This is a genomic window from Candidatus Defluviilinea proxima (assembly GCA_016721115.1).
GTDB lineage: Bacteria > Chloroflexota > Anaerolineae > Anaerolineales > Villigracilaceae > Defluviilinea > Defluviilinea proxima.
Genome location: JADKIW010000001.1, coordinates 3,539,480 through 3,564,587 on the forward strand (window position 1 = coordinate 3,539,480; position 25,108 = coordinate 3,564,587).

Sequence of the window (25,108 nt, forward strand, 5' to 3'; positions counted from 1 at the left end):
GAATGAAGCGTAGGGGCGTAGCATTGCTACGCCCCTACTAATTGTTATTTCGTAGCCAAAATCCCGCCAACGACCTTGGTCATCACCAGTTTGCCGTCGCGTTTTAGCCAGCGTGTAGCCACGTCGGTGATCTTGCCGATCAAGGCTTCGTATTCATCTTTACCATTGAACATGGATGTCCACAGTTTGCGGTCTTCACTCAATGATGCGCGGACGTAATCAATGAACGGTGCAACCTCGGGGAAGGTGAGGTGGTTCTCGAATTTGTGTAATTCGGTCTTGGCGAAGATCTTCTCTATCGTGTTGAAAATGTCACCCTTGAAGCGGGAAGAGCCGGGCATGGGTGGGATGGTGGCGTTGGTGGCTTCTTTGATAATGTCGTAGAACATCTGCTTGTTCTCAGGCAATGGGCCAGAGACGAAAAGCCGTCCGCCAGATTTAAGGACTCGGTGGGCCTCACCAAATGTAAAGTCCAGATTTGAGGCGTAGTAGATCGCGAAGGCGCTTGTGCACAGGTCAAAGGTATTATCTGCGAAGTTGAACGGTTTGTTGAAGTCCAAAAATTGGAATTCGATCTTCGAACCGCGTTCCTTGTTTTTGGCACGGGCCTTATCCAATAATTCTTCTGAGAAATCACCACCCGTTATTTTTGCCTTACCTTTAGTATAATCGTCGAACAGAAAAGAGAGTTTGCCCGCACCGCAACCGACATCGAGAATGTTCATGCCTGACTGGGGTTGGAGTAGTTCATTTGTCCAAACGTCAATATTGGCAGAGCCATATTTTTCGTGAATGTCAATGCGAACGAGTAAGTCTTTGCTGGTCTCTTGATAATTGATTTCCATTAGATGCTCCTTGTGAGTGGTCGGTGGGATTATACCAAAAATAAATCAAAATTCAACTTCTGAATTTTGAACCTTGATGGAGCAACTATGTCTTCGAAAATAAAAACAGTAAAAGGTGTACGCGAGTTTTATCCCGAGCAGATGTTCCTGCGCAACTATCTTTTTGATAAGGTGCGTGCGGCCTCGCAGGTGTTCGGCTATCAGGAATGGGATGGCCCGTTCATTGAGACCATTGACCTGTATGCGGCGAAATCGGGTGAGGAATTGGTTAAAAAACAGTCTTTCGTTTTCACGGATCGTGGCGGTGAAGAAGTGACACTTCGACCTGAACTGACCCCGTCCCTCGCGCGCATGATCGCGGCAAAACAGGGTGAGTTGAACTTCCCTGTGCGCTGGTGGTCGTTTGGTCCGTTTTGGAGATATGAACAGCCGCAAAAGGGACGCTCTCGCGAATTCTTTCAATGGAATATTGACATGTTGGGAGTCAACTCACCAGAAGCGGATGCAGAACTGATCGCCGTTGGTGCGACATTTCTCCGCTCGGTCGGACTTACCCCGGAGCGGGCTCTCATCTATGTGAATAATCGTCGTCTGATGGATTCTGAATTCGAAGCGTTGGGCATTACTCAGGAAAAGCGTCTTGATGTTTCTAATCTTGTAGATCGTCGCACAAAAATGGAGCCTGCCAAATGGGATGCTTATGCTCTTGATCTTGGGCTAACGCAGGTTCAGCTCGATGGCTTGAAAGACATCCTCAGCAACTTTGAGCTGTGGAAGAAAAGCGATGAGTTGGTTCGCCTCTTTGCTGCGCTGGAAGCGTTGGGCGTGCGCGAGTACGTTAAATTCGACCCGAACATCATGCGCGGACTCTTATACTACACCGGTACAGTCTTTGAAGCCTTTGACACAAGCGGTTCGTTGAAGCGTGCCATCTTTGGCGGTGGTCGCTATGACAATTTGCTGGCCGACGTAGGCGGACAACCTCTTTCTGGCGTCGGCTTTGCCATGGGCGATGTTGTGATCGGAATCATTCTGCAGGAGGCGGGACTTGTCCCTGAGTTTGAACCGAGTCCTGCGCGGGTGTTGGTCACTGTGTTCGATGAGAGTTTATGGATGCAATCGTTCGCGCTTGCTTCAGAACTGCGTAAAGCAGGTTTCAATGTGATGGTTTCTCCAGAACCGACCAAATTGCCGAAACAATTCAAATTTGCTGACAAGATGAAGATGAAGATTGCGGTAACGATTGGTCCTGACGAAGCAGCGAAAGGCCTTGTGGCTGTGAAAAACTTGTCGAATGGGGAGCAGGTTATCGTCGCGCGCGAGGCGGCGGCGGATGCGATCAGGAAAATTCTGTGAGTATTACGCTTCAACCTGTCAGCGCAGAAAACTGGCAGGCGTTAATCAAATTGAAGGTATGAGAAGACCAAACAGGTTTTGTTGGGTCGAATTTGTATTCGATTGCCGAATCTCAATTTGGTTATGATTATGAAGGGCATTGGGATTTGCATCCTTTTGGGATTTTTGATAGTAAAGTTCCAGTAGGATTTTTGATGTATGGCTACAATTTCTCATACTCGAAGTTCCATGCGTTTATTTTCCGCTTGATGGTAGATGAGAACTTACAACGCAAAGGGTATGGACGTTTGGGAATGGAAAAAGTATTAGATATTTTCCGCGCCGATGAACGGATTAAGGCTATAGGCATCAGCTACAAGCCGGAGAACGAAGTTGCACGCAAACTGTACGCGAGTTTGGGGTTTATTGAGCCTGGTGAGATGATTGAAAGCGAAACGCTTGCGATATTGAACTTACGATAATTTATGGTAAAATTTTGACCGCTTCATTACGGAGCCTGTAGCTCAACGGCAGAGCGCTACACTGTGGCTGTAGATGTTGTGGGTTCGAAACCCATCAGGCTCCCAACTCAGACTTCCGAAGTCTCAAAGACTTCGGAAGTCTTTTTATAAACTGACCAATGTGCCTCTTGAATTTCGTTGTACAATTGCGACATGTCTCAAACTATCAATGTTCTTTTCCTTGCAGCTGAAGCTGAACCTTTTGTAAAAGTAGGGGGATTGGGAGATGTGGCGGGAACCCTACCGCGTGCATTACGAGCTCTTTCAAATGAAGAACTAAAACTTGATGTCCGCTTGGTGTTGCCCCTGCACCCGGTTATCAAGCAGGAAGGCCTAAAGCCAGTAGGGATATATTCGATTCCGCGCGGCAAGACCGAGGTCCAGGTAGAAGCGTTTGAAGGTGTGCTCGATGGCATGCCTGTCTACTTCCTCAACGGGGATCCGATCCGCGCAAGTGGCTCCGTTTATTCATCCAATAACAAACTCGATGCTGAGAAATATGTTTTCTTTTCGCTGGCGGCACTCGAACTGCCTCGCCAGTTGAATTGGAGTCCCAATATCTTGCATTGCAATGATTGGCATACTGCGTTGACTGCGTATGGCAATCTTGTCAAGCGTTGGGAAGATAAAAAGAATCGCGTTGCGTCACTGGTCACAATTCACAACCTCCCGTTCCTTGGTTCAGATGTAAAAGAGGTTCTTGAAAGCTACGGCTTACCACTGGCAAACACCGACCTGCCTGACTGGGCACGTGTCATGCCCATGCCGCTTGGCTTGTGGGCCTCAGATGCAATCGTGGCCGTTTCACCAACCTATGCAACCGAAATCTTGCATGAAGAATTTGGATGTGGACTGCAAGAGTTTTTTAGAAATCGGACAGACTCCATCTACGGCATTCTCAACGGCCTGGACACCGCTTCATTCGACCCACAAACTGATTCCGTACTATCTACTCAGTTCAACGCTGAAGATTTATCCGCACGTAAAAAGAACAAGGCCGCATTGCAAGAAAAACTTGGCCTGCCCGTGTTGGACGATGTGCCTTTGCTCGGCATGGTCACACGCATGGATCAAGCCAAAGGCATCGACATTGCTCTCAAAGGCTTGAAGATGATCAGCAAACAGAGTTGGCAGTTGGTGATCCTTGGCGCAGGTGACCCGAAACTGGAAGAAGCTGCCAAGAAATTGCAGGAGTCCTTGCCAGATCGTATCAAAGTGGAGACGCGTTATGACGCCAAACTCGCTCGCCAAATTTATGCGGGTTCCGATATTTTCCTCATGCCATCCCGTTATGAACCCTGTGGTCTTTCACAAATGATCGCCATGCGTTATGGAAGTGTCCCGCTTGTTCGTGCTGTGGGCGGATTGCACGACACCGTTACCGATAGTGAAACAGGATTCGTCTTTGTAGATAATAAAGTGAAATCATTCAACGATACGCTTCGTCGTGCGTTGAAGTTATATCCATATCATTCGCGTTGGGCCGTTTTACAAAAAGCAGGCATGGCACAAGATTTTTCATGGCCAACATCAGCGAAACGATATTTGGAAATCTATAAAAAGCTATTGGAAAGTTTACCAACACGGACCGATACGCGCAGAACCGAGGGATAGATAATAAATGAAAACACGAGCAGTCATCTTAGCGGGTGGTGAGGGGTCAAGGCTGAGCGTCCTAACAGCAAAACGAACAAAACCTGCCGTTCCATTTGCGGGGAAATACCGCATCATTGATTTTCCCCTATCGAATTGCGTGAACTCTGGCATCTTTGATCTTATGATCCTGGCACAATATCGTCCACAGTCGCTTATTGAGCATGTTGGTTCTGGCGCGCCATGGGACTTGAACCGCGACTTTACCGGCGGCGTCAAAATACTAACTCCCTATAAAGCACGGAATGATTCCGATTGGTATGCTGGCACCGCTGATGCGGTTCAGCAAAATTTTGCTTTTCTCAAGAATGGGTCTCCTGATTTTGTTTTGGTCCTTTCTGGCGATCATATCTACACCATGGATTATGACCCGATGATCTCCTTCCACGTTGACCAACAAGCAGACCTGACCATGGGCGTGATCAAAGTCCCCATGGAAGAAGCATCCCGCTTTGGAATTCTTGCCACAGACGATAAATATCGGGTTACCTCATTTATTGAAAAACCTGTCAATCCTCCATCTAATCTTGCGAACATGGGCGTTTACCTGTTTAACAGGGAACTGCTTGACAAGATCCTTTGGGAAGATCATATGGACCCAGACTCATCCCACGATTTTGGCAAAGATGTCATTCCCAAACTTCTACAGTCAAAGGCCCGTATCTTTGCATATCCATACACTGGTTATTGGATGGACGTGGGAACTGTCCAGTCGTATTGGCAATCGCATCTTGATCTGTTGGCGCCAGCCCCACCGCTCAAACTTTATGACCGTAGCTGGATCATTTATACACGTACTGAAGAACGTCCTCCTGTGCGATTATCAGGCAAGGCAGATATAGTTTCCAGCATGATCTGCAACGGGAGTTTTGTTGAAGAGGGCGCACATGTTGAAAGTAGTGTTCTTTCACCGGGCGTTATTGTACGAGCGGGGGCGGTCGTCCGCGAATCGGTCATCCTAACGGATACTGTGATCGAGAGTGGCGCAGTGGTTGAGCGTGCTGTCATTGACAAACGCACTCGTATAGAAAAAAATGCGCGTGTCGGTTGGGGCATTGCGGACCAGGATATAAAGATCGCTGTTGTCGGTAAAGGCAGTATTGTCCCCTCTGGGTATGTTGTTGAGCCTGAAGGTGTAGTCGGCACAGATGTCATTGCTTCAGATTATGATGACTCAGTTGTACGAGCCGGTCAGTTCATTCAAACACGGAGATTAGCAAATGAAATTTGAGCGTTCCGGCGGAATCCTTCTTCATCCTACAAGCCTGCCTGGCCCTTATGGTATAGGCGATCTTGGCCCGCAGGCATATCGTTTTGTAGATTGGCTTGCATCCACGGGATGCAAGTTATGGCAGGTACTTCCGCTTGGACCAACGGGATACGGCGACTCACCATATCAATGTTTTTCGGCATTTGCGGGGAATCCCTATTTGATTAGTTTTGATGCATTGATCGAAGATGGATTATTGACTCGTGATGACTTTACTAATATGCCCGAATTCAACGCCTCTCTCGTGGACTTCGGCCTGCTCATCCCCTGGAAACTTGATCTTCTCCTGAAAGCTTTTTCTCGCTTTCAATCCGCATCTGATGGTTTACACAAAGAGTTTGATGCCTTTTGCGCTGACAATGCGTCCTGGCTTGATGATTACGCTTTGTTTATGTCATTGAAAGAAGCGAACGGTGGTGGTGCGTGGAACGAATGGAGCGAAGACCTTCGCAAGCGCAAAAAGACCGTGATGAGCAAGGCTCGTAAGGAACACGCTGAAAGTATTCTGCGTTACTCTTTTTACCAATTTATCTTCTTCCGACAATGGAATAAGTTGCGCGCATATGCTAATGAACGCAATATTAAGATCATTGGAGATATTCCCATCTTCATTGCCTACTATAGCGCAGATGCATGGTCAAATGCAGAGTTATTCTTTTTAGGTGAAGACAGCCTTCCTGCTGTAGTTGCTGGTGTTCCCCCCGATTATTTCTCTGCAACAGGACAGTTATGGGGCAATCCACTGTATCGCTGGGATGTTCACAAGAAAACAAAGTACGCCTGGTGGTTGGAGCGTTTCCGTTCTGTCTTGAAAATGGTGGACATCGTCCGTGTGGATCACTTCCGTGGGTTTGCAGGGTATTGGGAAGTCCCATTTGGGAATCCCACTGCCGAACATGGACGGTGGGTTGATGGCCCCGGCGCTGACTTTTTCAGTGCAATGAACGAAGGCTTGTTAGACAGCCCAGATTCCAAACTCCCCATCATTGCCGAAGATTTGGGGGTGATCACTCCTGACGTCGTTGCGTTACGTGATGGCTTCAACCTGCCTGGTATGCGGATCTTACAGTTTGGCTTTGATAAAGCGGAAAATCCTTTCTTGCCGCATAACTATGTCCCTAACTGTGTAGCTTATACTGGAACTCATGATAACGACACGGCACGGGGTTGGTACGAAACCGCCCCTGAGCACGAACGCGATTATGCTCGTCGTTACCTCCGCGTGGATGGTTCTGACTTTGCATGGGACTTAATCCGAAGTATCTGGTCATCGGTTGCGGTGTATGCTGTCACACCGTTGCAGGATGCATTGAGTTTGGGAACTGAAGCGCGTATGAACTTCCCATCGAAACTGGGCGGTAATTGGGAATGGCGGATGCGAGAAACAGATATGAATGATGGTCTTGCAGGTAGACTGCGGGAGATGAACGGCCTGTATTTCCGATAACAATAAGAGACATATAAAAATGCCACGAAAAAATATTTCGTGGCCTTTTTTGATTCAGCTCCTATGAAGTAGTCTACTTTTGAAACAACGACGTGTATTCACCATATCCCTCTTCTTCAAGGTTTTCTACAGGGACGAACATCAACGAAGCTGAGTTCATGCAATACCGCAAGCCTGTGGGCGCAGGGCCATCATCGAAGACGTGGCCTAGATGCGAATTGGCATTCTTCGAACGGACCTCCGTCCGTGGCATGAAGAGTTTGTAATCAGTATGGGTGACCACATTGTCTGGCTCAAGCGGCTTGGTGAAACTGGGCCAGCCTGTACCGGAGTCATATTTATCCAATGAACTGAACAATGGCTCGCCTGAGACAATATCCACGTAAATGCCAGGGCGTTTGTTGTTCCAAAACGCATTGGAAAATGGTGGCTCCGTGCCTTCGCGTTGTGTCACCTCGTATTGCAAGCTTGAGAGTTTCTTACGGAGTTCAATATCTGACGGTTTGGTAAAGGTTTTCATTTGGGCCTCCTATGGAATGAATATCCTTTTGTGTTACATCCCATAGATAAACTGTCTTGTATATTCTTTACCGTTATGATGCAAGCCGTAAGAATTCTGTAATATCCTTTATTGAGGAAGCTTCTCTGTCAAATTGACTACAATTGCATTGCTGGCTCTAATGAGGTTTTCAGGCGTGATCATAATTTCCTCACCCCATTGGCCTGCACCTGTACCCAGAATGGGTTCATTGACAAGACTCGCTTCGAGGAAGGTGCGGAAGTTCGCTGGTTGCCAGCCAAAGGCGGGGATGGAGCCGATAATATATCCAGTGGTTTGCTTCACGATCTCAGGATCAGCCATTTTGATATTGCGTGAGCCGATCGCTTTTTTGAGGTTTCCTGAGATGGCGTTCTGGTCAGCGCCGAGCATTACAAGTACGCATTCGCCACTATCTACTACCTGGAAGATCAAAGTTTTTACAGCCTGACGTTCAGAAAAGCCCAAGACATGGGCAACGTTGGCCGCGCCTTTTTCTGTTTCTGGAGAAAAGCTTTTGCGTTCGTAAGGAATGTTGTGCTGGTCGAGGTAGGTGTGTGCAGGAAGTTGGATCATTTGTTATCCCTTGTTGTGTATAAAATGCCTAGCAATATTAATATACCACCGAGCAGAGTTGCAAGTGGAACTGTCTCATTCAAAATAAAAAATGCAAGGATCGCTGAACCCACTGGTTCACTGAGTGTTGTTATGGCAATGAGCGATGCGGGCAAGTACCGAAGTGCCCAATTGAAAGTTGTATGTCCGATCAGTTGTGGCACGGCCGCAAGCAGAAATATCCAGCCGTATGTTTTTGTTTCGTACCCAAGTGGCGAGAACCCAGCCGCAAGCATGATAACGATCAACACGATTGCCGCCATTCCATACACTAAAAAAATATAGGGGATGAGGGTCATTCCTGCTCGCAACTTTCGTCCGATGATCAAATACCCTGTCACTGCCCATGCCCCAGCCAGTGCAAGGAAGTTCCCCCACATGGCCTTATCTTGGAAAGCTTGATCGAAACCTGTGCATTGGAGTTTTCCATAGTGAATGCACGCATCGAACAACCCGATAACTGTTCCACCTAAAATAGTCAGCGCCAACCCGATAATTGCCGCGCGCGATAATTTCTCGTTTAACAGCATTGGCGATAACAACGCCACCCAAATGGGACTGGTTGTTACGAATAAAGCAGAGCTTGCAACTGTAGTGTATTCAAGGGAAGATATCCATGTTGCAAAATGAATGGCAAGGAATATCCCTGATATGATACCAAGCGTGATTTGTTTGCGTGTAAGTTTGGCAAGCTCTTCGCGGTGACGCGTTAACGCCACAGGAGCAAGCAAGAGAGTGGCAAAGGTCAAGCGCAAGGCGGCAATGACAAGCGAAGGAGCACCGTCAGTCTGCGCGAAGCGGATAAAGATTGAAGCGGTGGAAATGGCCAGTATTGCAATAAGCAGGCTGATGGGAAGAATGATGCGATGTTGTTTGTCCATGCCTCATTGTATCGCTGTCCGTCAACTTTTGTATTTGGTGTGTTTCTCTCCGAATAGCGTTCAATCTGCTATTGGATTTGGGAATCTAAAACCTGGAACACAGCGGCAATCTGGAACGTCAGAGTTCAGCAGGAGTTTGTTACATCAGGTGAATAGAGAGGAAATTATGAGAAAACCAGCCCAACTTCTTTTAATCGTATTTATTGTTTTAGCTATTTTAAGCCTTGCATGCAGCAGCACGGTGACCATCTACGAAACCCCAATTCCGCCCAATGTGGAGACAGTTGTTGCCGCCACTTTTGCGGCGTATACAGAGACGGCATCTCACATCGTGGTTACAGTTACGCCAACGATGACATCTGTACCGGCCAGCCCAACGGCAGAAAAATTTGGGGAAGTGTATATTTATACGACAGTCGAGAATGTCAATTTGCGAGCTCAACCGGGGATGTTGTTTCAAGTAAGCCGTGTGTTGCCAATGGGCACGCGTTTGAAACTACTAGGACGTGCGCCTGGTGGGGAATGGTTGAGTGTACTTGGTGATGATGGCGTTATAGGATGGGTGCATGTCAATGTTGTGCGTGTGGCTTATGATGGCCCTCCGCCTCCTGTTGTAGAGCCGACAGATGTACTTCTGGTCACCGGTAAATTAGATACAGAGTCAGGTACGCCTGTCAGCGGGGTTGGCTTTGCGGTGTCACAAGGTATTAACCAAACACAAGCTGTGACCGACAAGACGGGGCAGTTTTATGCGTATCTTCCTCGCGCCATGAATGGTATTTGGACGGTGGAGTATACGTCTGTTTCTTGCACGAGTAATACGATGGATGCGAACTGTAGCTGTATCGCAGGCAAGTGTGGCTCTTCAAACCCAACTAAACAAACAGTTACTTTGCCTCAAAATGAGCCATTAAAATTCGTTTGGAAATAATTTCCCTCTTTTAGAATTAAACTCAAGAGAACAGCAAACTGAATATTTTTCTTGACACGCGCCCTCCAACGTACTACAATTTTTAGTGATGAAGTACATAAAAATCTGAATGGGGGCAGATACATAAAAACTAAAGGAGAGAATAATGGCTTTTGAATTACCCAAACTTTCGTACGCGTACGACGCTCTTGAACCCTATATTGATGCACGCACGATGGAAATCCATCACACGAAGCATCACAATACATACATTACCAATCTTAATGGTGCCGTTGAGAAAACCCCTGAATTGGCTGGCAAATCACTTGTAGAGTTGTTGAGCGACCTAAACGCAGTCCCTGATGCTGTGCGCGGTGTGGTCCGCAATCATGGCGGTGGCACATACAATCACAATCTCTTCTGGGAAATCATGGGACCCAAGGCCGGTGGCGCTCCCAGCGGAGCATTAGCTAAGGCGATCGATTCAGCTTTCGGGTCGTTTGATGCGTTCAAGGATGAATTCACCAAGTCTGCCACAACCCGTTTCGGATCTGGTTGGGCATGGCTCGTCAAAAAGGGAAGTGGCTTGGCCGTTGTTTCCACCGCCAATCAGGATTGTCCGCTCTCTGATGGGCAGACTCCCATTCTTGGCATTGATGTTTGGGAACATGCGTATTACTTGAACTACCAGAACCGCCGCCCTGATTACATTGCCGCTTGGTGGAATGTTGTGAACTGGAATGCTGTAGCCGACAAGTTCGGTAACTAGAGATTTTTTCAAAATACATCTTGTCTGAGCGTTGAAGCAAGATATAATACGGTAACTCGTTCGATCCTAATCCTAAAAGGAGAAATTCCATGACTCACATTATTACCAGCTTGTGCGTTCGTGACCGCGGTTGTATCGATGTTTGCCCGGTGGAATGCATGGTCCCTGGCCAGCCTGTTGCTGAATGGCCCTGGATCTATATTGACCCCGATACCTGCATCGACTGCGGCGCTTGTGTCCCTGAGTGCCCGTTCGCGGCCATCTTCCCTGAAGATGAAGTCCCTGCGGCGTATACAGCCAAGGGCGGCGAATATATCAGCCGCGTTGGTCTGACCGGTCATTACGAAGGCACCAATCATCATGGTTCCCCAGTTGTTTTGGAAATCACCAAACAACTCGCCGCTGGTGAAGTGGTTGACCTAACCCCGGATATCAAGCCCAACTATGATTTCTTCAAGGGCGGCCCCGGCTACGGCGCGAAAGATTCCGACAACGGAATGTAACCCGATCTATGAAAAGAGCCACGCAACTGCGTGGCTCTTTTTTGTTTAAGTTTCACTATGGATTCATGGCGTCCAATAATACGCTCTGTCCGATCCGTTGTGCTTCCCCCGCGTTGTTTTCTTCGAGCAGAACAACGATCGCCAGTGGTGCGGCCTGCCAATTGGGTGGTGTGCCTCCAATAAACCAAGTGATGGGGGATTCGTCGCTTTGTGCCTTGCCAATGTGGGACCAATAACTATTCCCATCTTTGATATAGGATGCGACCGCCTCATCCCAAGCGGATGACTGAATCGCTTCGAGTGGCTGTCCCTCAGCTGGGAGCGTAAGCCAGCCATTCTTTGGCGTGTTTACGGCCATGGCAATACGTGGCGCAGGTACAACACCCTGATGGCTCAATGCCGCAGAGGCCAGCACCATTTGTAGCGGTGATGCATTGAATCCTTTCGTCGTATCCAAAGACGGTTGGGCTACGTCCATTTGTAATTTGGGGGTGTTGTCAAAGCCGAAGGTTTTGTATACATTCAACCATTGTTCTTTATTTAGATCTGTATTTTTATATACCGTTTGACCAAATGGCTCCATCACTGAACCGGTTGGGTAATTCCCTAGAGCGGCACGATTGATCAATGGCTTTTGTGGATCTGAAAGAAGTTCTGCCGCTGTCTCGTTTAGGAGATTGGGGTCGAATGTGGGGTGTGAGGACATGACCAATATTTCGCCGGTCTCTGCGTTTAACAAGATCACAGCGCCCTTATGGCCGTTCATCAATTCGTCTGCGGCAGATTGACGGCGTAGGTCAATGCTTAGGCGGATATCCAAGCCGGGCGGAGTAGTGCCATATAGTAGGTGATTGAGCCAGATGGTTGAGGATGGATTGCCTTCCAACCCACGTAAGTAGCCATCTAACACCGATTCAAGCCCGGCTTGCCCGTAGTTTGAATCGGTGTAGCCAGTGACTGGGGCCAGATCGGGATAGATATACTTGCGGGCAAAAGTCCCTGTTTCACCGGTGGTTATTGTGATGGGCGAATTGGACCGGTCCAGGATCGTGCCGCGTGGCACATATCTCTCTTCGATGATCCATCTCAAATTATCTTTTCTTTCCAAAAGATCGGGCGAGCGAATAACCGACCACCATCCCGTTGAAAGCGCTGAAACAAACAAACCCGCGAGCAAGAGTGTATTGAGCGCGACATATGACGATGGATTTTCAACGTGTGCAGGCTCTTCATCCATGTGATTGCTGATGATGAGCAGGAGCAATAACGCAATGAACGATGTCAACAAGGATGAGCCACCATACGAAACAAATGGGAGCGTCACGCCGGTCAATGGCAGAAGGCGCAAGTTGCCACCGATAATAAGGATGGTTTGAACTCCAAAATATCCTGAGATGCCAGCCGCCAGGAACCTTTTGAAAAGGTCTGGGGCGCGGAGTGCGATGCGTAAGCCTCGGGTGATGAGAATGCCGAAGAGGGCAAGCAGGCCCAAGGTCCCTAAAAGACCCGTTTCTTCTGCTATCGCCGCATAAATAAAGTCAGAGACAGTCACTGGCACAAGATTCGGATGCCCAAGGCCAATCCCACGTCCTTCAATGCCACCATTTGCAATGGCGATCAACGATTGAATGACTTGATAGGATTTCCCACCGGGGTCGTTCCATGGATTTAGCCAGGTGTCGATGCGTGCATGAACGGTGTTCACAAAATGATAACCAGCGATACCCATGATCGCCAGCACGACGATACTGATGAGAGGAATATTTTTATTGTTCGTTGCGAGGTAAATTAGGATCATGTACAACGCGAGGAAAATGGATGCAGTGCCGAGATCGCGTTGTGCCATGAGGAGCATAATCACAACGCCGCTCAAGATCAACGTTGGATATAAAATGTGAATGGTTCGAAGACGATAGGGGAGCTTATCTGAAAAATAGGCCGCAAGATATACGATCAACAGTAACTTCAAAGGCTCTGAAGGTTGAAAGTACACATCGCAACATCCAAGCCATAACCGTGGACCAAAGCCGCCTGGGTTTGTGCCGAAAACAAGTGTGAAGGCCGTAAAGGTCAGCCCGCCAATAAGAAGCAGATATTTGTATCGTTGCAGGAATTTAAGCGATGTAATTCGTGCCCCTGCAATGACCACAAGCATGCTAATGCCAAACCAGAGCGTTTGACGCATGCCGTAGCTGTTATCAAGCCTCCAAATGGTAAGGATGCCCCATCCGCTCAGGAGGGCGGCCACGGGTAAAAGATAAGGGTCTGCATCTGGAAGATGTTTCTTGAAATCGAACTGTGCGCGGAGTATAGAAACGACCCATACAATGAGCACGACCCATTGCGTCCATCGAAGGCTTACATCCCAGCTACGTTCACGCACCACTGGTGATATGGTGATAATGATCGTTTGTAGTAGTAGAAACAGGCCAGCAATTTTTAGCAGGCTGTTCTGTATAAACCTGCTCATGCGTTGTTTATTTTAATCATGTGCTGAACACTTACATGTATTTGTTGACCAGCAGGCCAAGTTTTTGTAATGTCTCACTCGGGATCACGTCTTTGCGCGTGATGATCGCTGTTCCGAGCGCATGTTCACAATCGCAATTGCGCTTCTGTTTTAAATTCTTCGCCAAGATGCGGACAGCATTTTGCGCAAGCTCCGTATTTTTGTTCAGTGTCTTGATGACCATTTCTACGGTCACAGGCGATTCGCTTACATGCCATACATCATAGTCTGTGACGTGTGCCATGGTGGCGTAGCAGATCTCAGCTTCACGAGCAAGGAAAACCTCTGGTGATGCTGTCATGCCGATGATAGACATACCCCAAGAACGATAGGTTCTGGATTCTGCCTTTGTTGAAAACCGTGGACCTTCTATCGTGATGAAGTTTCCGCCGCGATGAACCACGCCTCCTGCCTCTCTGACAGCTGATTCAAGTTGACTGGAAGTGTCTTCACAAAACGGGTCTGCAACTCCCACGTGGACGACGAGTCCTTCGCTGAAGAATGAGCGAGTGCGTTTGTGTGTATTGTCGTAAATTTGGTCAGGGATGACGATGTGACCTGGCTCGAACTCTTCCTTCAAGGAACCGCAAGCACTGATGCTGATAATTCTCTCCACGCCCAGAGATTTCAATGCGTAAATATTGGCTTGATAGGGAACTTCACTAGGGGTAATGTGATGCCCGATCCCGTGGCGGGCAAGGAAGGCCACACGTACTCCTTCAAGTGTACCTGTCACAATGGGGGCACTGGGTTTCCCGAAAGGGGTGTCGATGAGAAGCTCTTTTATATCTTGAAGCCCCTGCATTTCATATAGGCCTGAGCCCCCGATGATCGCCATGGTCGCTTGTTCGGTCATTTTGAGTCTCCGATTTTATTTTGTTTGTTCAGTGGAAGATTTTCGCTGGACGAGTCGATATACAACGTGAAGGTGATGTTACCGCATTTAAAGTTGTCTCCGCTGATGATCACTGTTGGAATCATAATGCGGTCGTTGTTGAGAAATGTCCCATTGGTGGATCCGAGATCTTCCAGCCACCATTGCGCATGGTGAAAGGAGATGCGGGCGTGACGCGCAGAAAGGGCCTCGTCGGTAAAATTAATGTCACAGTGGGTGGCACGACCAATCACTACCTCAGCTTGGTGAAATTGGTACCTGTATTCTGCGCCATTTTCCGCTTTTGCTTCAAGATGAATGCCCGGCTTCTTTTGAATGGAAAGGATGGTTCCTTGTTGCTTGAGTTCCTGCCAGAGTGTTTGTAATACCCGCCATAGGAAAACGTAAATAACAACGGCAAGTCCTATCCGCAAAACAAGGACTACGATTGCAGTCATTTATCTGTTTTTTTATTTTTTAGTCTGTCAGTTCTGATGTCTACGGTTTTGTGCTCAAGAGTTGCTGTTGGGCGTTCGCTTGCACCGAGGTCTCGGAACGGGGATGTTTCATTCAAATCAGGGCGTGGTGGAGGATTATCTTGCCCAAAGATCAGGGCTACGCCTGCGAGGGAGATTACGTCGCCGGGATATAGCACGGTCTGACTGGTGCGCTGTCCATTGACGAATGTGCCGCCGGTAGAATTCAAATCAAAGAGAACATATCGTCCATTGACAGCACGAAGTTGCGCGTGGTTGCGTGAAATCCGTGGATCGTCAATGACCAGGTGATTTTCCAGTCTGCGGCCGATGTTGACGACCGTATCCCTTAATGGGTGAACTTTTACACCCTCAACGATTAAAAATGCGTTTTCGGGAATGGTATCGTTGTTTTCTTTTTTTTCTGCGTCAGTTGCCATGCCTTTGGTGTCCTCCACGAGCTCCAGATTATGTGATGCGATTACCGTTATTTCTTTCTCAGCATATGAGTCGTCAGTGGTGATCTTGATGGTGGGTTGGGTTGCCAATTTTAAGCCCACATCTTTTATTGCCGTGCCTATCGCGCTTTTGAGAGCGTTCATTACTTGCGGGTCCTTCCACATGGGGGCGGCAGTGGATGCCACGATTAATGTAAAAACACTTGGAGTGACTGTCTCTTTTTCTCGTTGTTCGATAATGTTCTGCTTGAGAGCCACTGCCAATTTCTGAATGACCCTATCCTCCTGCTTTATCCCCGGGAGGATCGCCATAAGCTGATCCTCAAAAAGTGATTGTAATTTGGCTTCGAGCTGGTCGAACTTGTTGTTATTCATTTGGCTATTTTCGAACACCTTTTGCATATTATAGGTGTGAGCTACAAAAACCGCAAGAACAATAAACTTACATTTTCAAAAGATTATAAATTTTGTCCACAATTTGGACATTTTTGTTCGCCATTTGTGACAACAAAACCACATTTGGAACAAGTAGCGGGGTGAGCACTTCCCAAAGGGGCTCCACAGGCGATGCAGGAAGCTTCTCCTAGCGGATTGGCAATTCCACAATGTTCACAAGTAATACGTCGTAGGCGTTCGGATAATTCGTGAGAAGCGGCAAGGGAATTACACACACGGCCTATTGTCTGCCAGACCTTTTCTTTCAATTGTATGTTTTCAATGTCTTGTGCGAGATCATCGAGCCGACCAAACAAGCTGAATGGGTTTCGTAAAGCGGAGATGGCGGTCTGGCCGAGGCTGGCGGCTACACCCATCCATGCCTGTTCGCCAATGTCCACCATAACGCCATCATCGACACTTTGGATCGAGACGGTCATTGCAGTTTGTCCACCAGATTGGGAGCCCATTCGTGTGGCAATCTGGACAGCAAGTTTGGTGGCTTGTCCTACCGCTTGCGCTTGTAGGTTGCCGCGATTAAATTCGGCCATAAGGGCTTGGGCAATGTCGTTTGGTTTAATGTTTCCGTGAAAAATCTTTCGTTCCATGTTTTGGATTATAATCCTTTTATGAGCGGCGACGATATGTCGTCGTATTTTATATATGGTTAACTCTACGTTATGAAACGATTTTGGTTTAAGTTTTTCGAGATGACTTTGGTAGTATCCGCTGTCAGCTTGTGGATACTTGTTGGGGCGGAGCAGGTTGATGCGTCTGAAGAGGCGCAACAATCCACTGTATTGGCGACGATTATTTATACCGAGCAGATCAACATACGCGGTGGTCCAAGCACTGTCTATTATCCCATCGTTGGGACAGCCCAGCCTGGGGAAGTTTTTCCAGCGATTGGTGTTTCGCCGGGGCGGGAGTGGGTCGCCATTACGTTTCCATCTGCGCCGGGTGGGGTGGGATGGGTGTATGCTACATTTGTAAGTATTTCGGGAGGGGAGTTGAATGTAGTTGAACCGCCCCCGACACCCACGCCGTTTGCGACCGCGACAGTGAACCCAACATTCGCCGCGGCTTTTATCTTTCAACCCACTACCACGCGAATGCCAACTTTTACACCTCCGCCGCCTTTGGAAATACCGCAGTATACCGATGTGGCACCACGCTCCTCCGGCATTGCATCTGGAGCGATTGTAATTGGTTTATTATTCATTGGCATCGTTGTATATGTTGTTTCGATTGCTTTGAATAGACAGTAAGGAAGTTATGTTGCCCAAACGGAAGGTATTAGTTTTTTTCTGTGCGGCTATGGGGTTGATCCTTCTGGGTGTGTTTGGTCCGTTTCAGCCGGTTGCCTTGGCACAACAGCCAACGGGTTCTGTGCCAACTGTGACCGGTACGCCAGAAGGACCTTATGTGAAGGTAGATCCCAGCCTTGATACGATCATTGTTTATTCAGGGCCAAGCTCATTTGATTATCCGGCAATCGGCATTCTGGTAAAGAACGAAACCGCGCCAGCTTTGGGGTATGCCAAAGATAAAACAGATTGGATACAGATTCGGTATGCGGGCGTGGATGGGTCAGTTGGTTGGGTGTATGCGCTCTATGTCAAGATTTTCCCTGGCGGGATATTTCTTCCCATTGTGGACGCTCCATCAACACCAACTCCGATGTCGACTCCTACAATCAATCCTACACTTCAAGAAGCCTTTATCGGTCAGCAAACTCCAACGCGATTGCCGACTTTTACGCCTCCTCCGCCTCTTGAATTACCCTCGTTTAATGAGCCGAATACTACAGCGACGGCTGGGGTCCCTGCTGGGCTGTTGATCTTGAGCCTTGGGTTGTTTGGGTTTCTTGGGGCCGTGATTTCCTATCTGCGTGGCAGATAGAGTGGTTTTATATAAAAACTCACCCGTGAATGTTCACGGGTGAGTTTTTGATTCAAAGTGTGTTGGACTAAATTAGTTATTGCAAGAGCAGGAACCGCCACCGCATCCGCAAGAACCGCCACCGGTGCCGCAGGCGCAACCGCCTTCTTCACCATGGCTGTGTCCCTTTACGTTGGGGCTATCTACTGCAAAGCCAGCGCCACGCATGGGGTCATTGACAAAGTCAATGCTTGCGCCACGCAAATAATCAATGGAAACTTCGTCGACGACAACCTGAACGCCATTCGCTTCGAAAACGGTATCCACATCACGGATGTTGTTATCGAGCGCCATGCCGAAGTTCACGCCGCAACAACCGCCTCCTGCCACATACACACGGAGGGCGTAGCCTTCCAGTTTGCGCTCAGCAAGGATATTTTTAACGGCATCGCTGGCAGCCGAAGTTAGAGAGATATTCGTATTGGTTTCAGTAGTAAATTTTGTGTCAATTTCCTGTAACATGTAGTTCTCCTTCTATAGGGAATAGGACGTATCTTATCAAATTAGGGAAGTGCTGTCAACATAAAAATAGCCTGATATATGACATGTGCGCATGATTACTTATTTTCTTGACACATACTATTCGCACCTGTACAATCCTCCTGCTTAAGGCGTAAGCCTATATTTTTTATTTCCTGAGGAGGATTATCCTACATGTTCACGATGGGTCTCACCAATTTTGAACAGATTGCGATTTGGGCCGTATTTGCTATTGCATGGCTTGGCCTTGGATACGCAGTCTTCCTTCGTTCTCAGATCCTGCGCGAGGACAAAGGCACTGAAAAAATGCAAGAAGTTTGGGGCGCAATTAAAGATGGAGCGAATGCTTATTTACAAAAGCAATTTCGCTCCATTTTGCCTTTAATTGCGATATTGACGATTGTGTTGTTCTTGTCCGTCTATGTTGTTCCGCCTTCACCCGAAGCTAAATTACGCTTCCCGACTTTTAGCGATGCTCAGCTTAAGCTGTGGATCGGTATTGCACGCGGTTTGGCGTTCATCATGGGTGCGGGGTTCTCGCTGGCGGTTGGACAGATCGGTATGCGCATGGCAATCGAGGGCAATGTGCGTGTAGCGTCTGCTTCCAAGAGATCGTTTGGTGAGGCACTTCGTATCGCTTACCGTGCTGGCACAATCACGGGTATGTTGACTGATGGTCTTGGTTTGCTCGGTGGTACGCTCATCTTTATGATCCTTGGTGTTGCGGCGCCCGATGCTTTGCTCGGCTTTGGCTTTGGTGGCACGCTCCTTGCGCTGTTCATGCGCGTTGGTGGCGGCATCTTCACCAAAGCGGCTGATGTCGGTGCTGACTTGGTTGGTAAGGTGGAAGCAGGCATCCCTGAGGATGACCCGAGAAACCCTGCTGTGATTGCGGACCTCGTGGGTGATAACGTTGGTGACTGTGCTGGTATGGCCGCTGACATTTTCGAATCCTATGAAGTAACGATGGTTTCTGGACTTATTCTTGGCTTGGCCCTCTGGCATATTACCGGTCGCCTTGAATGGATCGTCTTCCCCTTGATCGTACGTGGTATTGGTGTGCTTTCATCTATCGTCGGTACATACTTCGTTAAGGCTGGTACGACTGGTAAGAGCGCAGATGCGATGAACGCGATCTTCAGCGGCTTCCTAACATCGGCTGTGATTTCTGCTCTGTTGTTCTTTGTTGCTGGTTGGCTCTATATGAAAGACACAATGGCCGCTTTCGGCGGTTGGTGGCGTATGCCAGCGGCCGTGGGTGTTGGTGTCGTGCTTGCTATTTTGATTGACCGTCTCACTGAATATTTCACTGGGACTCACGCATCACCTGTCAATGATATTAAGAAATCCGCAGATACGGGTCCAGCGACCTTGATCTTGAGCGGTATTTCGGTTGGCTTTGAGTCATCTGTATGGTCGGTGATCGTTATTGCGTTGACAATCGTTGCTTCCATTGTCATCTTTGGAACCATCCCTGGTGTCGGTGTAGAGCGTGCGACATATATTCTGTATGGTGTTGCGATGACAGGCATTGGCATGTTGACCTTGACTGGTAACAATGTGGCTATGGACTCCTTCGGACCGATCTCTGACAATGCCAATGGTATTGGTGAGATGGCCTGGTCTGGTCAAACCGATAAGGCTACCAAAGATGCTCAGCAGATCATGGCTGACCTTGACGCAGTTGGAAACACCACGAAAGCCATTACCAAGGGTGTTGCCATCGGTTCCGCAGTGATTGCTGCTGTGTCGCTCTTCGGCTCATTCCTCGTCGATGTGACTCGTGCTCAAGTAAGTCTGAATATTCCTGAAGCTTCATGGATTAAGAATATCGGTATTCGGGTGGATGATCCGCAAATCTTTGTGGGTATGTTGATCGGTGGCGCGTTGCCCTGGTTATTCTCCTCCTTCGCTGTTCAAGCTGTAACCCGTGCGGCTTCCTTGATCGTGTTGGAAGTTCGTCGCCAGTTCAAATTGGGCGTGTTGGAAGGTAAAGTCAAGCCTGATTACAAACAAGCTGTAGAAATCTCCACCACCGCCGCGCAAAAGGAATTGGTCTCGCTGGCTTTGCTCGGCATCGTAACCCCGATTGTAGTGGGATTGATGTTAGGCGTAGAAGCGTTGGGTGGCTTCCTTGCTGGTATTATCGTCTCTGGTCAGTTGCTTGCGGTGTTCCTCAATAACGCTGGTGGCGCTTGGGACAATGCCAAGAAGTTGATTGAAGACGAACCCAAAGATCCGCAGAATAATCTCGGTAAGGGTTCTGAACGTCATAAGGCCGCTGTAGTGGGTGATACTGTTGGTGATCCCTTCAAGGACACGGCTGGCCCTGCTCTTAACCCGATGATCAAAGTTGTGAATCTTGTATCGGTCATCGTCGCTCCGGTAGTTGTGCAGTATGCAGGAGCCACTGGTTTGACTTTGGTTGTTGTTTGGGTTGTCGCAATCGCTTTGCTCGGTGTGCTCGGCTGGGCAATTCTTGAATCTAAGAAACCAGCTCCATCCATGGGGAAGTAAAAGAAGAATAACAAGCAAGACTTGTTGAAAAGAAACACGGCCTGTCAAGCTGACAGACCGTGTTTTGTTATTCTCCGCACTCGAAAGCCGAATAATAGTTCCCTGAAAATATGGATTGCCGTTCTTTTGATAGTGATGAGATTTGGTCCCAGATTTCGTCGGTATCTGCGAAAATAATGATCTTGATTTGATTGTTTTTGCAGGCGGTATCTATTGATACCCAATTAGTATTTGGGGTTGTAAAAAGCTGTGCCATTTTTCTGGCAAATGGCTTATATATTTCTGGTGGGATACCGTAAAGAGTATGGTAAGAAATAACAGCCCCTCGTGTTCGATATAACCCTGAGGGACGATCCAGCCCGACAAGCGGGTTAAATTGGACAATTGTGTCCATGGGGTAGTTTTTTTCAATGATCGAGTAGGCTGTCCGTGCTTCAAAGTTCTTGGTGCCTAAATATTCATCGGACTGGATTGGTTCAGGTAGAACTAGTACACCGGTGTCCACAAGAATAGGCCAGAGTCTCAAATAGATGGTGTCTTGTAAGCTTGTTACTACTCCTAGGGCGAGAAGGAGTAGTAGTAAAAACTTGATTTGATTTGCCGGGCTTGGCTTAAGCAACAATAAACTTGCCTTGATTGGCTTTTTCTTCCAAATGTGCGATAGCACGTCTGTGCCCCAGATCAATAAAATGAATTGACCGGGAAGCCAGCCACGCCAGCCAAAATCATTGTTTGAGATCAAGGTAGAGCGGGTGAAACTGGTTAGAAACACTACGATGATAAGAAGCGCAATTTCCTCTTTTGCAAGTGGATTGTTGGGTATATACCCCTTTTGACGAAGCTTGTACCAAACGATCCCAATAAAAAAGAAAAAACCAAGTTCTAAAAAATAGTTTAGTGGAAGCATTATCAGGTTAATCAAAGCCGCTTGCCAACCTGGTAGACCTGTTGTGAGAATGAGCGCGGGTCGAAACACGCGAATATCGAATCCCAGCGGCAAACCGGCAGATCCGCCGGAGCCGCCTCCATACAAGTCTAGTATAAAGGGGAAAATGACGATAGTTGCAACCACGCTTGGAATTAACATCACCCAAACTGACTTGAAGGTTTCCCCATTCAAGAGGCGCATGATGAACCAGACCATCCAAAAAATAACAAAGATCATTGTCACCCATGAAGAAAGGCCAAATGCGGATGCGAATGCGATCCCTGCGATGACTGCCGAGCCGAATTTCTGAAGAGGTTTAGCGTTCTTGTGATATACAATCAACATGATTCCAAGGACACAATTCAACAAACTGACAAGGTGATGGGGTGTCCACATGGTGGACCCCACCCAGGCTGTGATTTGTTCGTTCCAATGTTCGATATCCCCATCTATAACGTATCCGTATAGGAGTTGCGGGAACGCCATGTAGAGTGTGCTTCCGAAAATATCCAGACCGCTGACCGCAAGCAAGCCAATTCCCATAAGGGCTGAACGCCCAATATTGGGGATGCCTGAATTTCGAATCTTTATGTACAAGGCTACAGTTGCCATTAAGGCAAGCCCTGCCCAAATGACGCTTGCCGCAAGTGCCATGCGTGCGTCGACAATGTCCCCACCAAGTTTGTCCACTAGACTGCAAAGGATATACCAAAAATAATAAAGGAATGTGAGTTTGACCGGCACGCCGGGGTGATAACTTGGATTAAGTGGCGGCACTCCCGTACGCGTAATGGCATTGATCACCGAGACGCGTGTCTGATAATCGAAAGCCGTAATGTTGAAATATAAGCGGTCGCCAAATTGGAGATCGATTAATGAGAAAGCGGTAAAGGCAATCCATCCGATTGCGATGCCGACGAAAATTTTTAGTTGTTTGTTTTCTTTGATTTCGTGGAACAGCAAATGAAATTTGCGCTCACCCGAAATTTGCAACAGAAAAAGAATCGTAAATGCAAGCAACACGATAAATGTGAGTGCTTCTGAAACCATTCTGTATGTAATGAAAAGAAACACTGGTGTGATGGCAGAAGAAAGCAGGAGCGCAAACCCTAATCTAGTAGACCACCTTCGAGATCGAAAGTCAAATAGGTTAAGTGCAAAACCTGTTACGTAGCCAGACGGCACGAAGATTAATGCAAACAACAAGAACCCTGCAAAAATACCTAGAATATCCTGTGCTGTGAAGTTGGTAATCATCATGATACGGTTACTCGCTTTTTACCTAGAAAAGTGGATGCACGTGCAATCCCTGCCCACCCCCAAGTGATTATCGTCAAAAAATTCATAGCTTGGAGAAAAACAATCAGGATCAGCGCGCTTAACTTTGGTATCTCGAATGGACTTAAAACAACCACCGCTACAAATTGATATACACCTACATAGCCTGGTGTGGATGGGATTGCGCTTGAAAGTCCCAAGCTTGCAAGCAGTATAAACGATTGGAGCATTGAAATATTCATGTGTACCGTCTTAGCAATGATCACTACCCCAACTCCATCCATTACCCAGATGAGACACGTGAATAGGATGAACATGCTCGCACGTGACGGATGATGCAGCGCTTCGACCCCGTGAAGAAACTGCTTTAAAAACTCATAAACCTTTTCCTTTGCTGACGGCTGAACGCCGGGTAGTGATGGCATCGAAATGATTAGTTTGTTGCCAATATAAGGGACACTTAGAATCCCAATAAGCCCTGCGAACGCGACCACAGTCATTAGTTTGAGCGCTGTTTCCAACTGTGCAGATACTATCCCTGAAAGTGCTAGCGAAGTAGAGCCGAGAATAACAAGTGCGATCAAATCCATGAACCGCTCGACTAGTCCGGTGGCTAGTACAAAGGAAACAGGGATATCATTTTCCTTTCCAAGGTAAGCCGCACGAACCAATTCCCCTGCTCTTGCTGGGAGGATGATATTCCCCAAATACCCAACCATGTTTGCCCAAAAGACTTTCGTAGTTACAACTTGTTTTCCTGCTGAAAGAAGGATATTCCAACGTTTTGCGCGAAACCAACTTGTGAGGCTTCCCCACAGAAATATGACCGGAATGTAGAAATAATTTGCCTCCCGTAGCGCAGACATGAACGCGGCCCAGTCAACTCCGCGTAAGGCAAGGAAAAGGAATAGCCCGGCGAGCAGGATCGAGGTCCAAAAAATGAGACGATTACGCGGGGATTTTGATTCTGGCGCGTTGGACAGGAAGTCTCTAAAAATTGATACGCTCCTTTTCGATCACAAGCGGTCGCTTCATTACTTGGGTGTATATCGCGCCAAGATACTCACCGACGATGCCAAGGAAGAATAATTGTACTGACCCCAAAAAGAACAAGCCAATGACGATGGGAGCCGAACCCAACTGGAATTGAAACCAGAAGATCAGTTTGTAAAGAAGATATACAAGACCGACAAGGAAGCTCAAGGCGGCAGAAAGAAAGCCGAACATGGTTGCAAGCCTGAGCGGGATTTTGGTGTAACCTGTAAAACCCAACATGGCAATATCATATAGTGTATAAAAATTATTTTTACTGATTCCGCGTTTGCGGCGTGGTTGGGTAAATGGAATGCGTGCCATAGGATAACCAATATCAGCGATTAAGCCACGAAAATAAGGGTAGGGGTCGTTGATCTCACGCAATATCTGGATGATGCGCTGATCATACAGGCCAAAGCCAGTGTAGTGCTCGATCAATTCCACATCCGAAATATTTCTGAGAATGCGATAATAAACAGTTCGAAGTAAATAGAACAATCCTGCCTCTTGACTTTGTGTTTTGACCCCAATCACTACTTTATACCCCTCTTCCCACTTTTTGATGAAGTCAGGAATACGCTCTGGTGGATCCTGTAAATCAGAAGCAAGGATAATAACAGCGTCACTACCTGCTTGAAGTAGACCATGATATGGCGAACGAACGTGCCCGAAGTTGCGCGTATTCACAATGGCCTTAACTCGTTTATCTTTTTCAATTAACGCGCGGATTTTCTCAACAGTACGATCATTGGATGCATTATCAATGAAGATGTGCTCATATTCATAATTAGAGCCAGACATTGCCATACGAATACGTTCATACAGTTCATCTACATTTCCCTCCTCATTGAAACATGGGGTTACGATGCTAATCCGTTTTTTACTCATGT

Annotated in this window: 24 protein-coding genes and 1 tRNA gene; 12 read left to right on the forward strand and 13 right to left on the reverse strand. The window is 47.6% G+C overall.

Going from position 1 to position 25,108, the window contains the following annotated elements:
* Positions 1 to 44 precede the first annotated feature (44 nt).
* Complete coding sequence (locus IPP66_16395) at positions 45 to 845, reverse strand: class I SAM-dependent methyltransferase (protein ID MBK9926852.1); 801 nt, start codon at positions 843 to 845, stop codon at positions 45 to 47.
* An 87-nt stretch (positions 846 to 932) separates the two neighbouring features.
* On the opposite strand from IPP66_16395, the gene hisS reads away from it, so the two are divergent.
* From hisS to malQ, 6 genes are all read left to right on the forward strand, one after another.
* Complete coding sequence (hisS, locus tag IPP66_16400) at positions 933 to 2,201, forward strand: histidine--tRNA ligase (protein ID MBK9926853.1); 1,269 nt, start codon at positions 933 to 935, stop codon at positions 2,199 to 2,201.
* A 92-nt stretch (positions 2,202 to 2,293) separates the two neighbouring features.
* The gene (locus tag IPP66_16405; GenBank protein ID MBK9926854.1) at positions 2,294 to 2,662 is read left to right on the forward strand and encodes a GNAT family N-acetyltransferase; all 369 of its coding nucleotides are present in this window, start codon (positions 2,294 to 2,296) and stop codon (positions 2,660 to 2,662) included.
* Between the two features lie 31 nt (positions 2,663 to 2,693).
* Positions 2,694 to 2,765, forward strand: a tRNA-His gene (locus tag IPP66_16410).
* An 89-nt stretch (positions 2,766 to 2,854) separates the two neighbouring features.
* Positions 2,855 to 4,315: a glycogen synthase gene (locus tag IPP66_16415; GenBank protein ID MBK9926855.1), complete on the forward strand. Its 1,461-nt coding sequence runs from the start codon at positions 2,855 to 2,857 to the stop codon at positions 4,313 to 4,315.
* A gap of 7 nt (positions 4,316 to 4,322) precedes the next feature.
* Positions 4,323 to 5,585 carry a glucose-1-phosphate adenylyltransferase gene (locus IPP66_16420; protein ID MBK9926856.1) on the forward strand — a complete coding sequence of 421 codons (1,263 nt, stop codon included), beginning with the start codon at positions 4,323 to 4,325 and terminating at the stop codon, positions 5,583 to 5,585.
* Positions 5,575 to 7,071 carry a 4-alpha-glucanotransferase gene (gene malQ, locus IPP66_16425; GenBank protein ID MBK9926857.1) on the forward strand — a complete coding sequence of 499 codons (1,497 nt, stop codon included), beginning with the start codon at positions 5,575 to 5,577 and terminating at the stop codon, positions 7,069 to 7,071. The genes IPP66_16420 and malQ overlap by 11 nt, the downstream gene beginning before the upstream one ends.
* Before the next feature lie 73 nt (positions 7,072 to 7,144).
* Here the strand turns inward: malQ and msrB are convergent, their stop codons facing one another.
* From msrB to IPP66_16440, 3 genes are all read right to left on the reverse strand, one after another.
* Complete coding sequence (gene msrB / locus IPP66_16430; protein ID MBK9926858.1) at positions 7,145 to 7,591, reverse strand: peptide-methionine (R)-S-oxide reductase MsrB; 447 nt, start codon at positions 7,589 to 7,591, stop codon at positions 7,145 to 7,147.
* Between the two features lie 108 nt (positions 7,592 to 7,699).
* On the reverse strand, positions 7,700 to 8,185 hold the full coding sequence (locus IPP66_16435) for a YbaK/EbsC family protein (GenBank protein MBK9926859.1): 486 nt from the start codon (positions 8,183 to 8,185) through the stop codon (positions 7,700 to 7,702).
* Positions 8,182 to 9,105 carry an EamA family transporter gene (locus tag IPP66_16440; GenBank protein ID MBK9926860.1) on the reverse strand — a complete coding sequence of 308 codons (924 nt, stop codon included), beginning with the start codon at positions 9,103 to 9,105 and terminating at the stop codon, positions 8,182 to 8,184. The genes IPP66_16435 and IPP66_16440 overlap by 4 nt, the downstream gene beginning before the upstream one ends.
* A gap of 166 nt (positions 9,106 to 9,271) precedes the next feature.
* Here IPP66_16440 and IPP66_16445 point away from each other — a divergent pair, with 166 nt between their 5' ends.
* From IPP66_16445 to IPP66_16455, 3 genes are all read left to right on the forward strand, one after another.
* Positions 9,272 to 10,036, forward strand: a complete 765-nt coding sequence (locus IPP66_16445; protein MBK9926861.1) for an SH3 domain-containing protein — start codon at positions 9,272 to 9,274, stop codon at positions 10,034 to 10,036.
* A gap of 142 nt (positions 10,037 to 10,178) precedes the next feature.
* On the forward strand, positions 10,179 to 10,784 hold the full coding sequence (locus tag IPP66_16450; protein MBK9926862.1) for a superoxide dismutase: 606 nt from the start codon (positions 10,179 to 10,181) through the stop codon (positions 10,782 to 10,784).
* An 89-nt stretch (positions 10,785 to 10,873) separates the two neighbouring features.
* Entirely contained in the window at positions 10,874 to 11,287 is a 414-nt protein-coding gene (locus IPP66_16455; protein ID MBK9926863.1) for a ferredoxin family protein, read from the forward strand.
* A gap of 55 nt (positions 11,288 to 11,342) precedes the next feature.
* On the opposite strand, the gene IPP66_16460 is transcribed toward IPP66_16455, so the two are convergent.
* The 5 genes from IPP66_16460 to IPP66_16480 form a co-directional block, all read right to left on the reverse strand.
* Complete coding sequence (locus IPP66_16460) at positions 11,343 to 13,757, reverse strand: FtsW/RodA/SpoVE family cell cycle protein (protein MBK9926864.1); 2,415 nt, start codon at positions 13,755 to 13,757, stop codon at positions 11,343 to 11,345.
* 31 nt (positions 13,758 to 13,788) lie between these two features.
* Positions 13,789 to 14,652 (reverse strand): S-methyl-5'-thioadenosine phosphorylase, encoded by an 864-nt coding sequence (gene mtnP / locus IPP66_16465; protein MBK9926865.1) that lies wholly within the window; start codon positions 14,650 to 14,652, stop codon positions 13,789 to 13,791.
* Complete coding sequence (locus IPP66_16470; protein MBK9926866.1) at positions 14,649 to 15,128, reverse strand: FHA domain-containing protein; 480 nt, start codon at positions 15,126 to 15,128, stop codon at positions 14,649 to 14,651. Before IPP66_16470 ends, mtnP begins: the two co-directional genes overlap by 4 nt.
* Positions 15,125 to 15,979, reverse strand: a complete 855-nt coding sequence (locus IPP66_16475; GenBank protein ID MBK9926867.1) for an FHA domain-containing protein — start codon at positions 15,977 to 15,979, stop codon at positions 15,125 to 15,127. Before IPP66_16475 ends, IPP66_16470 begins: the two co-directional genes overlap by 4 nt.
* Positions 15,980 to 16,062: 83 nt before the next feature.
* Positions 16,063 to 16,647, reverse strand: coding sequence for a zinc ribbon domain-containing protein (locus tag IPP66_16480; protein MBK9926868.1), 585 nt, complete (start codon positions 16,645 to 16,647; stop codon positions 16,063 to 16,065).
* A gap of 72 nt (positions 16,648 to 16,719) precedes the next feature.
* Between IPP66_16480 and IPP66_16485 the strand changes: the two genes are divergently transcribed.
* Both IPP66_16485 and IPP66_16490 read left to right on the forward strand, forming a co-directional pair.
* On the forward strand, positions 16,720 to 17,307 hold the full coding sequence (locus IPP66_16485) for an SH3 domain-containing protein (protein MBK9926869.1): 588 nt from the start codon (positions 16,720 to 16,722) through the stop codon (positions 17,305 to 17,307).
* A gap of 7 nt (positions 17,308 to 17,314) precedes the next feature.
* Positions 17,315 to 17,941 (forward strand): SH3 domain-containing protein, encoded by a 627-nt coding sequence (locus IPP66_16490; protein MBK9926870.1) that lies wholly within the window; start codon positions 17,315 to 17,317, stop codon positions 17,939 to 17,941.
* A gap of 72 nt (positions 17,942 to 18,013) precedes the next feature.
* On the opposite strand, the gene IPP66_16495 is transcribed toward IPP66_16490, so the two are convergent.
* On the reverse strand, positions 18,014 to 18,442 hold the full coding sequence (locus IPP66_16495; GenBank protein MBK9926871.1) for an iron-sulfur cluster assembly accessory protein: 429 nt from the start codon (positions 18,440 to 18,442) through the stop codon (positions 18,014 to 18,016).
* Between the two features lie 201 nt (positions 18,443 to 18,643).
* On the opposite strand from IPP66_16495, the gene IPP66_16500 reads away from it, so the two are divergent.
* Entirely contained in the window at positions 18,644 to 20,977 is a 2,334-nt protein-coding gene (locus tag IPP66_16500; GenBank protein ID MBK9926872.1) for a sodium-translocating pyrophosphatase, read from the forward strand.
* 67 nt (positions 20,978 to 21,044) lie between these two features.
* Here IPP66_16500 and IPP66_16505 read toward each other — a convergent pair whose 3' ends face one another.
* The 3 genes from IPP66_16505 to IPP66_16515 are packed head-to-tail and all read right to left on the reverse strand — an operon-like array spanning position 21,045 to position 25,106.
* Complete coding sequence (locus IPP66_16505) at positions 21,045 to 23,165, reverse strand: hypothetical protein (GenBank protein MBK9926873.1); 2,121 nt, start codon at positions 23,163 to 23,165, stop codon at positions 21,045 to 21,047.
* Positions 23,162 to 24,181 carry a flippase-like domain-containing protein gene (locus IPP66_16510; GenBank protein MBK9926874.1) on the reverse strand — a complete coding sequence of 340 codons (1,020 nt, stop codon included), beginning with the start codon at positions 24,179 to 24,181 and terminating at the stop codon, positions 23,162 to 23,164. Before IPP66_16510 ends, IPP66_16505 begins: the two co-directional genes overlap by 4 nt.
* Positions 24,174 to 25,106 (reverse strand): glycosyltransferase family 2 protein, encoded by a 933-nt coding sequence (locus tag IPP66_16515; protein MBK9926875.1) that lies wholly within the window; start codon positions 25,104 to 25,106, stop codon positions 24,174 to 24,176. The genes IPP66_16510 and IPP66_16515 overlap by 8 nt, the downstream gene beginning before the upstream one ends.
* Positions 25,107 to 25,108: the final 2 nt, after the last annotated feature.